Source organism: Streptomyces sp. UG1 (assembly GCF_049974585.1).
In the GTDB taxonomy this organism is placed as follows: domain Bacteria; phylum Actinomycetota; class Actinomycetes; order Streptomycetales; family Streptomycetaceae; genus Streptomyces.
In genome coordinates this window covers 370,221-384,290 of record NZ_JBNGGG010000001.1, presented here as the reverse complement: position 1 = coordinate 384,290, position 14,070 = coordinate 370,221, and the positions used below count along the sequence as shown (strand labels likewise).

At 71.3% G+C, this 14,070-nt stretch carries 14 protein-coding genes; 9 read left to right on the top strand and 5 right to left on the bottom strand.

What is annotated here, in order from left to right:
• Positions 1–6 precede the first annotated feature (6 nt).
• Entirely contained in the window at positions 7–453 is a 447-nt protein-coding gene (locus ACP4J3_RS01835; RefSeq protein ID WP_426529572.1) for an anthrone oxygenase family protein, read from the bottom strand.
• 212 nt (positions 454–665) lie between these two features.
• On the opposite strand from ACP4J3_RS01835, the gene ACP4J3_RS01830 reads away from it, so the two are divergent.
• The 5 genes from ACP4J3_RS01830 to ACP4J3_RS01810 are packed head-to-tail and all read left to right on the top strand — an operon-like array spanning position 666 to position 3,682.
• Positions 666–1,133 carry an anthrone oxygenase family protein gene (locus ACP4J3_RS01830; protein WP_426529570.1) on the top strand — a complete coding sequence of 156 codons (468 nt, stop codon included), beginning with the start codon at positions 666–668 and terminating at the stop codon, positions 1,131–1,133.
• Positions 1,134–1,193: 60 nt separating this feature from the next.
• On the top strand, positions 1,194–2,246 hold the full coding sequence (locus ACP4J3_RS01825; protein ID WP_426529784.1) for a methyltransferase: 1,053 nt from the start codon (positions 1,194–1,196) through the stop codon (positions 2,244–2,246).
• A 47-nt stretch (positions 2,247–2,293) separates the two neighbouring features.
• Positions 2,294–3,043: an SDR family NAD(P)-dependent oxidoreductase gene (locus ACP4J3_RS01820; protein ID WP_426529568.1), complete on the top strand. Its 750-nt coding sequence runs from the start codon at positions 2,294–2,296 to the stop codon at positions 3,041–3,043.
• 1 nt (position 3,044) lies between these two features.
• The gene (locus ACP4J3_RS01815) at positions 3,045–3,356 is read left to right on the top strand and encodes an antibiotic biosynthesis monooxygenase family protein (protein ID WP_426529566.1); all 312 of its coding nucleotides are present in this window, start codon (positions 3,045–3,047) and stop codon (positions 3,354–3,356) included.
• On the top strand, positions 3,353–3,682 hold the full coding sequence (locus ACP4J3_RS01810) for an antibiotic biosynthesis monooxygenase family protein (protein WP_426529564.1): 330 nt from the start codon (positions 3,353–3,355) through the stop codon (positions 3,680–3,682). Before ACP4J3_RS01815 ends, ACP4J3_RS01810 begins: the two co-directional genes overlap by 4 nt.
• Positions 3,683–4,093: 411 nt before the next feature.
• Here the strand turns inward: ACP4J3_RS01810 and ACP4J3_RS01805 are convergent, their stop codons facing one another.
• The 3 genes from ACP4J3_RS01805 to ACP4J3_RS01795 all read right to left on the bottom strand — a co-directional run bounded on the left by ACP4J3_RS01805 (position 4,094) and on the right by ACP4J3_RS01795 (position 6,826).
• The gene (locus ACP4J3_RS01805) at positions 4,094–5,095 is read right to left on the bottom strand and encodes a beta-ketoacyl-ACP synthase 3 (protein WP_426529562.1); all 1,002 of its coding nucleotides are present in this window, start codon (positions 5,093–5,095) and stop codon (positions 4,094–4,096) included.
• Between the two features lie 61 nt (positions 5,096–5,156).
• Positions 5,157–6,194: a hypothetical protein gene (locus ACP4J3_RS01800; RefSeq protein WP_426529560.1), complete on the bottom strand. Its 1,038-nt coding sequence runs from the start codon at positions 6,192–6,194 to the stop codon at positions 5,157–5,159.
• 176 nt (positions 6,195–6,370) lie between these two features.
• On the bottom strand, positions 6,371–6,826 hold the full coding sequence (locus ACP4J3_RS01795; protein WP_426529782.1) for a MarR family winged helix-turn-helix transcriptional regulator: 456 nt from the start codon (positions 6,824–6,826) through the stop codon (positions 6,371–6,373).
• Between the two features lie 257 nt (positions 6,827–7,083).
• Here ACP4J3_RS01795 and ACP4J3_RS01790 point away from each other — a divergent pair, with 257 nt between their 5' ends.
• Positions 7,084–7,512 (top strand): DUF6069 family protein, encoded by a 429-nt coding sequence (locus ACP4J3_RS01790; protein WP_426529558.1) that lies wholly within the window; start codon positions 7,084–7,086, stop codon positions 7,510–7,512.
• Between the two features lie 114 nt (positions 7,513–7,626).
• Positions 7,627–9,504, top strand: coding sequence for an asparagine synthase (glutamine-hydrolyzing) (asnB, locus tag ACP4J3_RS01785; RefSeq protein WP_426529556.1), 1,878 nt, complete (start codon positions 7,627–7,629; stop codon positions 9,502–9,504).
• Between the two features lie 89 nt (positions 9,505–9,593).
• Here the strand turns inward: asnB and ACP4J3_RS01780 are convergent, their stop codons facing one another.
• Positions 9,594–11,423, bottom strand: coding sequence for a BTAD domain-containing putative transcriptional regulator (locus tag ACP4J3_RS01780; RefSeq protein WP_426529554.1), 1,830 nt, complete (start codon positions 11,421–11,423; stop codon positions 9,594–9,596).
• A gap of 245 nt (positions 11,424–11,668) precedes the next feature.
• Between ACP4J3_RS01780 and ACP4J3_RS01775 the strand changes: the two genes are divergently transcribed.
• Positions 11,669–13,264, top strand: coding sequence for an MDR family MFS transporter (locus tag ACP4J3_RS01775; protein WP_426529552.1), 1,596 nt, complete (start codon positions 11,669–11,671; stop codon positions 13,262–13,264).
• A 414-nt stretch (positions 13,265–13,678) separates the two neighbouring features.
• Positions 13,679–14,065, top strand: coding sequence for a holo-ACP synthase (locus ACP4J3_RS01770; protein ID WP_426529780.1), 387 nt, complete (start codon positions 13,679–13,681; stop codon positions 14,063–14,065).
• Positions 14,066–14,070: the final 5 nt, after the last annotated feature.

The following is a 14,070-nucleotide window of genomic DNA, read 5'->3' as shown; positions in this document are numbered from 1 at the left end:
GGAGCTTCAGCGGGTGGCGAGCACCGCGACGGTGCCGACGAGCAGGGCGAGCGCGGCCAGCGCCGTGCGCAGCCGGTGCCAGGCGCGCCACAGCGGCCTCGGGTCCTGCCAGGGGCCGTCGGCGGCGAGCCGGCTCAGCGAACGGTTGATCGGGACATTGCCGAGGTGCGAGACGGCCTGCACCCCGATGAGCAGCACGGACGCCACCGGGAACAGCACCTGGCCGGGCGCCTCGGCGAGAAAGCCGAGGGCGAAGCCGCTGAGCGTCACGACGTTGACCAGAATCGGCATCAGCGGGTGGTAGCCCTTGCCCAGCAGGGCATGCGCCTGGAGATAGTCGGCACGTCCCATGGCCGACATTGCGGGGGCCACGCTGACGAGTACCGCCACGAAAATGCCCGTGACGGTCCCCGTCCCGGTGAGTACGACCCCGGTCAGCACTTCCTCAAGCATCACGACTCCCAGTCCTGACGGTGTGTGTCCGCCACCGTGCCCTCACCTGCTCGATTCGCTGTGGAGGAGGGCTCGACGGCAGGGCTTCGCGCGGGAGGCGGTCCGGCCGCCGATGATCGTCGAGCCGTCTTCGAGTCCGCTTCGACCCGCTGCTCCGACAGTCGAGGCAGCAGCCCACCGCACCGGGCGGTGGCCCGGTCGGGAGGTGACTCGTGGTCGAGGTCGTCCAGGTACTGATGCCCGTGGCTCTGCTCGCCGGTGGCCTCGCGGCCGGTGGCCTGTCCATCTCGGTCCTCGCGGCGCCGCTGTTCACGACCCTGCCCACCGGTATGTACGTCCCGGTGCACAAGGGCCTCGTCACCCGGTTCGACCCCTTCATGCCGATCTCGCTGCTCAGCTGCCTGCTGTGCGACGTGGCCCTGGCGATCACCGCGCCTGAGCTCTCCGTACGGCTGCTCGCCGCCGTGGGCGCGCTGCTGCTGCTCGCCGCCATGACGGTGTCACTCACCAAGAACGTGCCGATCAACCGCTGGCTGTCGACGCTCGATCCGCAGAACCTGCCGGCCGACTTCGACCGCCTCGACCCCCGTGAGCGCTGGATCCGCTGGAACCGCGTGCGGGGCGCGCTCGCCGTGGCGGCGCTGCTGGCCAACGTGAGCGCCGCCGCCGTACTCATCTGACGCCCCTCACCTGACGCACCATCACCCAACCCCCTCGGCCTAGGAGTAGGTGTGGACACCATGACCGGTGTGGTCGGCCCGGCGATGACCGCCGCCCTGCCGCCTCACGTACGGCTTCTGCTGCTGACGGACGGCAAACGGATCTCCCGTGTGCTGCACGTGGTCGCCGAGCTCGGCATCGCCGACGAGCTGGCCGGCGGCCCGCTCACGGTCGCGGAGCTGGCCGCGCGCACCAGCACCCACGCGGACTCCCTGGGCCGCGTACTGCGGGTCGCCGCCGCTTTCGGCGTGTTCGCCGAGCAGCCGGACGGGCGGTACGCGCTCACCGACATGAGCGAGGCCCTGCGCTCCGATGTGCCGGGCAGCCAGCGGGACATGGTCCTCTACAACGGCGACGAGATGCTGTGGCGCTCGTACGGCCGGCTGATGCACACCGTGCGGACGGGTGAGCCCGCCTTCGAGGCCGCCTACGGTCACGGCTTCTTCGCGCACCTGGAGCAGAACCCGCAGGCGGGCGCGCTGTTCGACCGCGCGATGACGGGCATGAGCCGGGCCACCACCCGGATGCTGCTCGACAGCTTCGACTTCGGCCGCTTCGCCCGGATCGCGGACATCGGCGGCGGGCGCGGCTGGTTCCTCGCGGAGCTGCTCAAGGACCATGCGCAGGTGCGCGGCACGCTCGTCGACCGCCCGGCCGTGGTCGAGGAGGCGCCCAAGCTCTTCGAGGAGGCGGGGGTCGCGGACCGCGTCGAGGTGGTCCCGGGCGACTTCTTCGCGGAGCTGCCCACGGGCCAGGACGCGTATGTGCTCAAGGCCGTCCTGCACGACTGGGACGACGAGCGGGCGGCGGCCATCCTCGGCCGGATCCGCGCCGCGCTCCGGGACAGCCCCGAAGGGCGGCTGCTGATCTGCGAGTTCCTGGTGGGGCCCGCCAACCAGTGGGACCGCGGCAAGCTCCTCGACCTCGACATGCTCATCCGCTTCGGCGGGCGGGAGCGCAGTGAGGACCAGTGGCGGGCCCTGCTCGCGACCGCGGGCTTCGAGCTGGTGAACGAGCCGGTGGCCGGGCGCTGGGCGGTCCTGGAGTGCCGCCCCGTCCCGGCCGGCCGGTGAACGGACCGATCCGACGCGGCGCAGGCCGCACAACGACGGAGGTTGGCATGGAACTTCGACTGGTGGGCAAGAACGCGCTGGTCACCGGCGGCAGCCGGGGCATCGGGCGGGCCGTCGTCCTGGCACTGGCCAAGGCCGGCGCCACGGTGGTCACCTGCTACCGGCAGGAGGGCGAGGCGGTGGACAGCCTGGCCCGCGAGCTGAAAGAGATCGGCGGCGACCACGTGCTGGTCCGGGCCGACGTCGGCACCGCCGAGGGGGTCGAGCTGCTGCTGCAGGAGTGCCGCAGCCGGTTCGAGACGCTGGACGTCCTGGTCAACAACGCGGGTGTGATCAGCCAGGTCCCGTTCGCCGAGCTGCCGTTCGAGGAGTGGGAGCGGGTCGTCACCACCAACCTCACCGGCCCCTTCATGGTGATCAGCAAGGCGCTGCCGCTGCTGCGCGAGGGCTCCTCGGTGATCAACATCGGCTCCCGCGGCGCCATGGCGGGCATCCCGCTGCGCGGCCACTACACCGCCTCCAAGGCGGGCCTCGTCGGGCTCACCCGCTCGCTGTGCAAGGAACTCGGTGGCAAGGGCATCCGGTTCAACGTCGTGGCACCGGGCGTCATCGACACCTCTGAGCCGGACGAGCTGACCGAAGAGCAGCGCGCCGCGTACAACGAGCGGTACCTGCGCATGATGGCGCTGGGCCGCTTCGGGCGCCCGGACGAGATCGCCGGCGCCGTGCTGTTCCTCGCGAGCGAGCTGTCCACGTACGTCAACGGCGAGACGCTGCATGTCGACGGGGGTGTCTGAGATGGCGGGGCAGGTCGGCTCCTTCCGGGTGCTGCTGACCGTCCAGGTCAAGCCGGGCCTGGAGGCGGAGTTCGAGAAGGTCTGGGCGCAGGGCAGCAAGGAGGTCACGGCGCAGCCCGCGAACCTGGGCCACACCCTGGCGCGCAGCGCGCAGGAGGAGTCCGTGTACTACGTGGTGAGCGACTGGACGGACCGCGAGTCGTTCCTCTCCTTCGAGAGCAGTCCGGAGCATGTCCGCCACCGCGAGAAGCTGCATCCGTACCGGACCGGCGGCTCGCTGGCGATGATGCACCTGGTGGAGGTCGCCGGATGAGCGGGGCCGCGCCGACCACTGCCGGCCGGGTGCGGATCCTGCTGTACCTGCGGGCTGCCGAGGCGGACGTGCCCTCGGTGGCGGAGGCGTACCACCGGATCAGCAAGGACCTGGCGGGTACGCCGGGACTGCTGGGCAACGAGTTGCTGCGCGAGGTCACGGACCCGGGTGCGTACGCGGTGCTCAGCGAGTGGGAGAGCATGGCCGCGTTCCACGACTGGGAGGCGGGCTCCTCCCACCGCGGCACGACCTCGCCGCTGCGCCCGTACCAGGACGGCGAACGCCCGAGCCCGTTCGCGCTGTTCGAGGTGACCGCCGCGTACTGACCGTCCGGCGGTCCGCCGTGCCGTGTGCTGTGTGCCGTGGGGAGTGCCCGCTCCCCACGGCACATCCGTATGCCCGCCGCATCGCCGCCGTCGGCCCGTCGTCACCTCGGTGACCACCGGCATCGGCGCGTCTCCGAGTGCGGCACCGGTGCCTCGGGCGGCTCCGCCAGGGCTCCCTGGCCGCTCTCCCCGGCCGGTGGCTCGGCCTTGTGGGCAGCGGCCCCTGCACTCGTCCGCACGGACAACGGCGACTGACGGCGCCGGGTCCCTGGCGGCCGTACGCCCAGCGCCGTATTCGCCCCACGGCACGGCCCGCCGTGGTGGACCCCTCCTTGTGGACATGAAGCGGGCACCCGGCCCATTCCGGAACCGGATGCCCGCGTTGTGCTGGGGGCGGCCTGTGCCGCGGGGTCAGGGCAGGCGCACCACCTGGCCCGCGTAGACCAGTCCCGCGCCGAAGCCGACCAGGAGGGCGAGGCCCCCGCTGGGGGCCTGCCCGGAAGCCAGGAGTTCCTCCATGGCCAGCGGTATCGACGCGGCCGAGCTGTTGCCGCTGGTGACGATGTCACGGGCGACGGCCGTCCGTTCGGTGAGGCCCAGCTGCTCCACGACGAAGTCGGTGATGAGCATGTTGGCCTGGTGCGGAATGAAGGCGTCCAGATGGTCCGCGGTCACGCCGGCCAGCTCCAGCATCCGCTGAGTGGCGGGGACCAGTTCGTTGGTGGCCCAGCGGTAGACCTTCCAGCCCGACATGGTGATGGCGGGCCTGTCGTCGGGACGCTCCCCGGTCCCGTCGTGCCAGGGGGCGGTCATCTTCAGCGCGGCGTTGCGCGAGCCGTCGGCACGCCAGACCACCGGGCCGATCCCCGGTTCCTCCGACGGGCCGACGACCACCGCGCCGGCGCCGTCGGCGAACAGGAACGCGGTGTCGCGGTCGGAGTGGTCGAGGATGTCGGTCATCCGCTCGGCCCCGATGACCAGCACGTAGTCGGAGCGCCCCATGCGGACCAGGTCGCTCGCGAGCGCGACGGCGTGGCAGAAGCCCGCGCAGGCCGCCGAGATGTCGAAGGCCGCGGCCTGTTCGGCGCGCAGCCGGTGCGCGACCTCCACGGCCACGGCGGGCATCTGCTCCATGGAGGTGATGGTGGCCAGAATGACCGTGCCGACCTGGTCGGCTCCGATGCCGGCCGCGGCGAGCGCCTTCTCGGCGGCGGCGGTCGCCATCATGGGCAGGGTCTCGTCGGCGGAGGCGTAGCGACGGGAGCGTATGCCCGAACGTCGCTCGATCCAGTCCGGGTCGAGTCCGGTCCGCTCGGCGATCTCGGTGTTGGGGACGGAACGCTCGGGGCGGTACACACCGACTCCCAGGAGCCGGCTGTGACGCAGGACTTGAATGTCCTGAATCGGCGTCATGGTGATCCTTTCAAGGCGTACGGGCAGACCGGACGGCGGATGGAGCGGGAGGGGACGGTGGTCAGCGGGCCGCGGCCCGTGGGGAGTGCCGGCGTCCCCGGCGCGTGGGACCCCACGGCTTGTACGTGGACACGGCCGTCATGAAGACCAACGAGAGCAGGGCGATCGCCGCCGCCGCGGTCATGGACCAGCCGACGGTGTCCAGTTCGCCGCCGCGCACCGGGGCCCCCTGGTCGACCAGTTCGTTGGCGCGCAGGATCAGCTGGTGGATCACGGAGAAGCCGAGCACCATCACCCCCATCGTGGTGAAGAACTTGACGGCCACCCACCTGCGCTGAAGCAGCCCCCACTTGGTGCCGGCGCCCACGACGATCCCGGTGATCAGCGCGAACATGCTGGTCATTCCGAGGAAGATCTCATCGAGCATGGACATGATGCGGTACACCGCGGCCTGCTGCTCGGCATCGCTCGTGGTGGCCCCGGAGACCGACATGGCGAACATCCCAGTCACCAGCCCCAGCCAGCCGACGGAGATGGCCACATGGGCGGTGAGGACCGCCTTGCGCATGCGTTGCGAGATGGTGCGGTTGCCCTCGCGCACCTGCCCCATCCACCGGTTGACGGAGGGGACGTACAGCAGGACCAGGCCGATGACGGAGGGCACCAGACTGGCGACGGCGAGGCTCGCCTGCAGCGGCCCGACCAGGGGCCGTCCGCCGAGCTGGGCGAGGCCGAGACCGGTGAACAGCAGGCCCAGGGCGGTGAACACGGTGAGCAGTACCCGCCCCCACTGGCGGCCCGCCCGCAGCATCTCGGCGAAGAAGCCGAACAGCGCGCAGAAGGCGATGGTCAGCACCAGATCGCCGGTGGTGGCCGCACCGGCGACGCCGGTCTCGACCTGATGGGCGATCTCGAAGACGTTGCTCGCGATCGCGGCGAGTGTCGCCACGATCACCATGGCGTAGGCCCAGCCGACGGCGGGCGGGGGACCCACCGGCGCCGCGGCCGCGGAGGCCTGGCGGACCGTGTCCGTGGGCGGCCGGCGGTCGCCGCTCTTGTGCGGGGCTCGCCGCCCGTCTGTCCGGTCTGTCGCACTCACCGTCGCGCCTCCTTCGGGACAGGCGCGGACCTCCCGCGGCAGCGGGGCTCTGACGCGCCGTCGGTATGCGGGGTTCTGGCGCGATCAGCCTGGCCGGACGGGCTCGAAGGTCACTCGAAGTCCGATAGGACGGTGAGAGCGGTGAGAACGGTGCCGCGTACGGCGAGCCGGCCCGTTCAGTCGCGTACGGCGGCGCTGTCCAGCGAGCTCACGAACTTGGTGAGCAGCCGGGCGAACTCCCGCTGCTCGTCGGCGTCCCAGTCCTGGAGCACGGTGCTGTAGAAGGCCTGCCGGGTACGGTGCGCGGCGGCGACGGCGTCACGGCCCGCCCGGGTCAGCTCCAGGCAGCTGCGCCGGCCGTCCTCCTGCGAGGCGACCCTGCGCACGAAGCCGGCCTTGACCGCGTCGGCGACGATCCTGCTGGCCCGCGACGGATCGATGGTGAGCCGGTCCGCGACGAACCCCACGGTGACATCGCCGCCCTGCTCGCTCAGTCCCTCGTCGACCGCGTCGATGACGCTGAGCGTGTTGAGATCCACGGGCTCCGCCATGCCCTTCACGACAGGCCGGGCCAGGCTGCGCCTGGCCTGCCGACGCCGGATCCGGATCATCGCCAGCTCGACGGCGCTCAGGACGTCCGTCTGTACAGGGGCCTCGCGGTGCCCCTCGGAGCCGCTCTCCTGACGGACCTTGCCCTGGATGGTGTCTGCGCCCTTCACACTTCGAGGTTACTCGACATCGTGTGGATCCAGCATTCCTGTGGACTCGGCATTCCTGGACGTGCAACCATTATATGCGAACGTCATGCATATGCTCTTGTTCATTAAATTGGCCGTCGTCGCGACCGCGTCCAGGCGGCCGTCCCACTCAAGACCCCAGGAGGCCGGACATGCCCGAGAACCGCACCGCCGCCCGCACCGCAAGCGCGGCCCGCACCCGCGCCCTCGCCGTCGTGGGCGCCGTCGTCGCCGCCGCGCTGATCTGGGTCATCGCCCACTCGGTGCTCGACATCGACCTGCGCACCCCGGACGGCCCCGGCTCGACCACCACCACCGCACTCGCCTTCCCCGCGGTGCCGATCTCGGTGGCGGTCGTCTCCCTGCTGGGCTGGGGCCTGCTGGCCCTGCTGGAGCGCAGGAGCAGCCGCGGGCGGGCCGTGTGGACGGGTATCGCCGTGGCGGTGCTCGTCCTCTCGCTGTTCGCGCCCCTGTTCGCGCAGGGGCTGACCGCGGGCAACCGGGTCACCCTGGTCCTGCTCCACCTCACGGTCGGCGCGATCCTCATCCCCGCCTACCGCCGGGAGGGCGCACGGGCGTGAGCCCGGCCCCCAACGGGCCGTCCGTGCCGGTCCAGCACGTCTCCACGAGGATTCGAGTGTTGCGGGAGATCGTTACGCACCAGGGCACCGACAGGCCACGGAAGGAGACCCGTAATGTGCGGCATCGCAGGCTGGGCCCGCCGCGAGAGCGGTCCGGTCCGGGAGGACCCCGCAGTCGCCGGAGGCATGGTGCGGACGATGGCCTGCCGTGGCCCGGACGACCAGGGCGTGTGGGCGGACCGGCAGGCCACGCTGATTCAGACCAGGCTGGCGGTCATCGACATCGAGGGTGGCCGCCAGCCCATGACCGCCCCGGCCGCCGGCCCCGCCGGCGACGAGGCGCCGCCGGCGGTCCTCGCCTACAACGGCGAGGTCTACAACTTCCGGGAACTGCGCGAGGAGCTGACCGGCCTCGGCCACCGCTTCCGCACTCGCAGCGACACCGAAGTGGTGCTCCACGCCTATCTGGAGTGGGGCGAAGGCTGCGTGGAACGGCTGGAAGGCATGTTCGCCTTCGCGGTGTGGGACGTACGCCGCCGTACGCTGTTCCTCGCCCGCGACCGCTTCGGCATCAAGCCGCTCTCGTACGCGCGGGTCCAGGACGGCCTGGTCTTCGGCTCCGAGCCCAAGGCCCTGCTCGCCCACCCGGCCGTCCGCCCGGTCGTCGACCTCGACGGGCTGCGGGTGCTCTTCTCCATGGCCCGCGCCCCCGGCGAGAGCGTGTACCGCGACATCCGCGAGCTGCCGCCCGGCCACACCCTGACCTACGGCCCGGGCGGCCTGGTGCTGCGCAGGTACTGGCAGTTGGAGGCCCGCCCGCACGAGGACGGCCGCGACGAGACGATCCGGACCGTGCGCGGGCTGCTGGAGAGCAGCGTGGCCCGCGAGCTGGTCTCCGACGTGCCGCTGAGCGTGCTGCTCTCCGGCGGCCTCGACTCCAGCACCGTCGCCGCGCTCGCCGCCCGCGCCCTGGCCCGCGAGGGCGGCAGCCGGGTACGCACCACGACCGTCACTTACAGCGGCTACAGCGACAACTTCCAGCCCGACCTGGTGCGCAGCGCTCCGGACGCGCCGTACGCGCGGGCCGTCGCCGAGCACATCGGTGCGGACCACCTGGAGATCGAGCTCACCACCGCCGACCTGATCGACCCCTCGGCCCGGCGCACCGTACTGCGTGCCCAGGACCTCCCGGCCCCGTTCGGCGACATGGACACCTCGACGTACCAGGCGTTCGCGGGTGTGCGCGGGCACTCCACGGTCGCGTTGACGGGCGAGAGCGCCGACGAGATCTTCGGTGGCTACAGCTGGGTGCACATCCCCGACCTGGCGGACCAGGAGCAGTTCCCCTGGGTCGCCTTCGAGCAGTGGCATCCGGGCACCCGCGAGGGCCTGGGGCAGGGGCTGCTCTCCCCGGCCTTCAAGTCCCGCCTGGACATGGACGGTTACTACGCGGAGCGCTACGCCCAGGCGATGGCGGAGATCCCCCGGCTGCCCGGCGAGGACCCGGAGCAGCGCCGTGCCCGCGAGGTCTGTCACCTCCATCTGACGCACTGGCTGCCCAGGCTGCTGGACCGCAACGACCGGCTCAGCATGATCTCCGGGCTGGAGGTACGGGTACCTTTCTGCGACCACCGGCTGGTGCAGTACGCGTACAACATCCCCTGGGAGATGAAGACGTTCGACGGCCGGGAGAAGAGCCTGCTGCGGGCGGCCGCGGCCGACCTGCTGCCCGAGCAGGTCCTGGAGCGGCCCAAGGCGCCCTTCCCGGTGAGCCAGGACGCCACCTACACCAAAGCGCTGCACCAGGAGTTCGCCGAGATGCTGGCCGACCCGGCCGCTCCGGTCCTGCCAATGCTGGATCTGGAGAAGGCGCGCCATGTCATCACGCCCGCGGGCGAGGCGGCGCAGGACTGGCTGCACCGGATGAACGTCGAGATGGCGCTGCAGGTCAACACCTGGCTGCGGGAACACGGGGTACACCTGGAGCTGTGATCCGGCCGGACATTTGGTGATCCGGACACATGGTGAGGGGGACCCCCGCAGGCGGTCCCCCTCACCATGTGGCGCACGCTTCGGACCACTCAGGCGAAGGTCCGCTCCCGTGTCCCGCGCAGCGCGTGGCGCAGTAAGGCGGGCAGAGCGTACTGGAAGCACCGCCCGGTCGACGGGTCGCTGGCGACGTCCACCTCGAGGAGGAAGAACTCGACCAGTTCCTCCAGTATGTCCTCGGTTTCGTCCGGATCCAGCTGCAGGGCCATGGCCGCCTGCTCGACGGTCAGCGGCCCGTCGGCCTCCCAGGCGAGCCTGACCAGCGCGTCACGGAGCCGAGGCTCAAGCCCCCCGCAGCGCCGGAGCACATGGTGGAAGGGGTGCGGCCGCTGGAAGGCCACACCGACCCGCCGATCGCGGCCCATCCAGTCGATGAGCTGCCGTACCCGCCAGTGCGGGCGCAGCATCAGCACCCCCACGGCCTCGAGCATCGGGCCCGGCAGATCACCGCAGAGCTGTTGCAGCATGTGCATCCCGGAGTTGTCGCCCAGGGTGCGTGCCCGGCCGAGCGCGGTGAGGAAGAGTTCGAGCGACGCGCGGGAGCCGAGGGTCGGGAGGTCCACGCGCGTTCTGAACAGGGAACCGTACAGGCGCCGGTAGCCGGCCAGGAGGACGGCCGACCGGGTGCCCGTCGGCATCAGGGGCGCGACCTGGTGGGCCGCCGCCACATCGTCGACGACCAGCAGCACCCGGCGGTTCGCGGTCCAGGCCCGGAACATCCGGGAGCGGTCCGCCAGGTCCGTCGGCAGCTCGTCGCGCCGGTGGCCGATCGCTTCGAGCAGATCGGCCAGCACGTCCTGGACACACCGCGGCTCGGCCGGATCCCCGAGTGACACGTACAGCCGCCCGTCCGGGAAGGCATCACCCAGGCGGTGGGCGAGACTCACCACGAAGGCGGTGGTGCCCGCGCCGGGCAGCCCCGCCACCGCGACGCACCGCGGTCCTTCCTCACCGGTGCTCTCCGTCAACGCCTTCGCCGTTCGGGCGAGTTCGGCATCTCGTCCGATCAGAGGGACGTCGGCGGGCAGCCTCACCGGCGGCTCGTCGGCCGACGGGGCGCGTACGGTCGTCCGTCCGCCCGGCAGATCGAGTCCCCGGTCTCCGGCCAGCATCTGCTGGTGCAGCCGCTGCAGTTCGGAGCAGGGCTCCAGACCGAGTTCCCGGGTGAGCACCCGGCGGATGCGCTGGAAGACCTCCAGCGCATCCGGCCGGCGGCCCGCTCGGTAGAGCGCCAGCATCAGCTTGGCGTGCAGCCCCTCCCGGGTGGGGTTGTCGGCGGCCAGCGCGGTCAGTTCGCTGATCAGCCGGTGGTGGCGGCCGAGGAGCAGGTCCGCGTTGATGCGCTCCTCCAGGACCTCGTAGCGCTGTTCCTCCAGCCGCAGCGTGTCGATGCCCACGATCGGCCCATGGGCCAGATCACTGAGAGCGGGCCCTCGCCACACGGCGAGGGCCCGCTGGAGCAGGTCCGCGGCTTCCGCCACCTCGCCTCTCTCCAGGCACTCCCTGCCGTGCCCGGAGAGCTCGCCGAACTCCTGGGTGTCGAGGCAGCCCTGAGGGACCGACAGCCGGTAGCCACCCGGTGTCGTCAGCAGTGCGTAGCTGCGGTCGCAGGGGTCGGGGTGCTGGGAATCACACAGTCCGGGCAGCTTGCGCAGCTGGTAGATATACGTCTGGAGTGTGGTGGCCGCGCTGGACGGGGGACGCTCCTCCCAGAGTTCCTCCACGAGCTGATGGAGCCCGACCGTGGTGTTGGCCCGCAGGGCCAGCAACGCGAGAACCTGTCGGACCTTCGGGGCGGACGGCGTGACGTGAACGCCTTGATGGACGACTTGCAGGGTTCCAAGTAGACCGATCTGCAGCACTGACCCTCCCGTTTTTTCTGCACCATTCGCAGCCTGGTGCACGTTCGTGAGCGTGAGGTCGATTACTTGACTTCTGCTTGAGCGGCGCTCGACGGGCGCTGACGGTCAGGCCACCATCACACGAACACATGCGCGATTCCCCCTGAGCGTTCCCGCGAGCGCGAGCATAGGCTACACAGAATCTATATATGCTAATAGCATGTACTTGTCCCCAACCTCTATATGCCTCCCACAAGGAGAGTCTGATGTCCGGACCCGCCCCTGACACTCCGCGGGGAGCCACCACCACCCCACTGCCGCCCCGCTTCCCCCTCCTGCTGGCCGCCCTGCTGCTGACCAGCGCGATGTCGATGCTCGACCAGTCGATCGTCGCGACGGCGAGCCCCGAGCTCACGGCAGACCTGGGCGCCCTGGACCTGTACAGCTGGACCTTCACCGCGTACATGCTCACCTTCAGCGTGGCCATGCCCATCTATGGCAAGCTCGGCGATCTCTTCGGGCGCCGCGTGGTCTACCTGTCCGCCGTGGTGATCTTCCTGGTGGGCTCCGTGGCGTGCGGCGCCGCCGGTTCGATGGGCCAGCTCATCGCCTTCCGCGCGCTCCAGGGACTCGGCGGCGGTGGACTGCAGGTGAGCGCCTTCTCCGTGCTCGGTGATCTGATGCCGCCCCGGCAGCGGGCCAAGTACCAGGGATGGTTCGCCGGCGTGATGGTCATCGCCAACCTGGCGGGCCCGCTCGCCGGCGGTGTCCTGACCGACCAACTCGGCTGGCGCTGGATCTTCTACGTCAACCTGCCGCTCGGACTCCTCGCCCTGCTGGGCATCCGCGCCCTGCTTCCGGCCGACACCCGCGGCAAGACCCGTCCGCGCCTCGACTACGCCGGTACGGCACTGCTCGCCGGACTCATCGCCTGCGTGGTCCTGGCCACCGACCTGGCCGGCCGCGACGGCTGGGGCCGCCCCTCCGTCATCGCCCTCGGCGCCGGGGCCCTGCTGCTGGGCGCGGTGTGGGTGCGGCACGAGCGTTCGGCGGCCGAACCCGTCGTGCCGCTCGGGCTGTTCACGGACCGGACGTTCACGATCTGCGTGGTCGTGGCGTTCGCCGTCAGCTTCGCCTTCTTCGGATGCGTCAACTTCGTCCCGCTGCTCTTCCAGTCGGTGCAGGGCGTCAGTGCCACCCAAACCGGACTGCTCTTCCTCCCCGCGATGATCGGCATGGCCGTGGCGACCGTGGTGGCCGGCCAGGTGATCGGCAAGACCGGACGGTACAAGTGGTTCCCGGTGGCCAGCACCGCACTGGCCGCCGTCGCCGCCGCCCTCATGTCGATGACCTCACAGGACACCGGTGTCACCACCGTGGCCGCCCTGCTCGCCGTCATGGGCATCGGTGTGGGGCTCTCCTCCCAGGTGACCACGCTGGTCGCGCAGAGCACCGCACCCCGCCGGTACATCGGCGTCAGCACCTCCACGGTCGGCCTCTCCCGGAACCTCGGTACGGCCTTGGGCGCCACGGTCTTCGGCTCGCTGCTCAACGCCCGGCTGGCCACCGAGGCGGCGGACCTGCTGCCCCCGGCCACGGCGGACCGAGTAGTGGCCGGCACGCTGGATCCGACACGGTCGGGGTCCCTCGACCCCGGGACCGCGGGGACGGTGGCCGAGGTCTACAGCAACGCCCTGTCGACCGTCTTCCTCTCCGCCGTACCCGTCCTTCTGGCCGGACTGGTGCTGGCACTGGTGCTGAAGGACGTCCGGCTGGAGTCCCGTGGCCCGGGCGGGCCGGGCGGGCCGGGCGGGCCTGAAGAACCGGGCAGACCAGGGGGAAGGCCGGTGTCGGCCGCCTAGGAACGCGGTGAAGGGCGGCCACGTGAGACCACGCGGGCAAGGGCGCCGGTGCGGTGGGGATTCGGCGCCCTTGCCCGGTGCCGCCGTACCGTCGGGCGTGCGCACGGATCCCCCCGTCCGGCATGCCCGACGAGACCGCCGGCCGGCAGCGGCATACCCGAACATGCGCCCGGCAGCCGAACAGGACGGTCCGGCTGCCCGGGAAGACGTACGGCCACCTCTCGGGAGCTCTTCGAGCATGCGTCGAGCCGCACCTGCCAGGCTCCCCGCATGCGATCTCACCGCCTGCAGAAGGACGACGCCCCGGGGGAACGGCTCGGCGGCCTTCTGGCCGCGGTCGGCCGGCGGCTGACCCGGCCCTTGTCGCACCTGCTCGCCCCTTCGCGCCTCTCTCCTCCCTCGCCACCCCCGTCGGTGTCGCCGACGCCGCCTCAGGTCGTGGCGGTCGGCATCGACGTGGCGGCGATCGGACGGTTTGCCCTCGCGCTGGACCGCAACCCCGGCCTGGCCGACCGGCTCTTCACCCCGGCCGAGCTGGCCCTTCCGTCAGGTGCCCGACGCGGTCCGGCCTCCCTGGCCGCGCGCTTCGCCGCCAAGGAGGCCGTGGCGAAGGCTTTGGGGGCCCCGGGCGGGCTCCGCTGGCACGACGCCGAGATCTGCACGGATCCCTCCGGCCGCCCGACCCTGCGCGTCCGCGGCAGCGTCTACGCGGCGGCGGCCGGGCGGGGTATCCGCTCGTGGCATCTGTCCCTCACGCATGACGCCAATGTCGCCTCCGCCGTGGTGATCGCCTCGTCCTGAGCGTC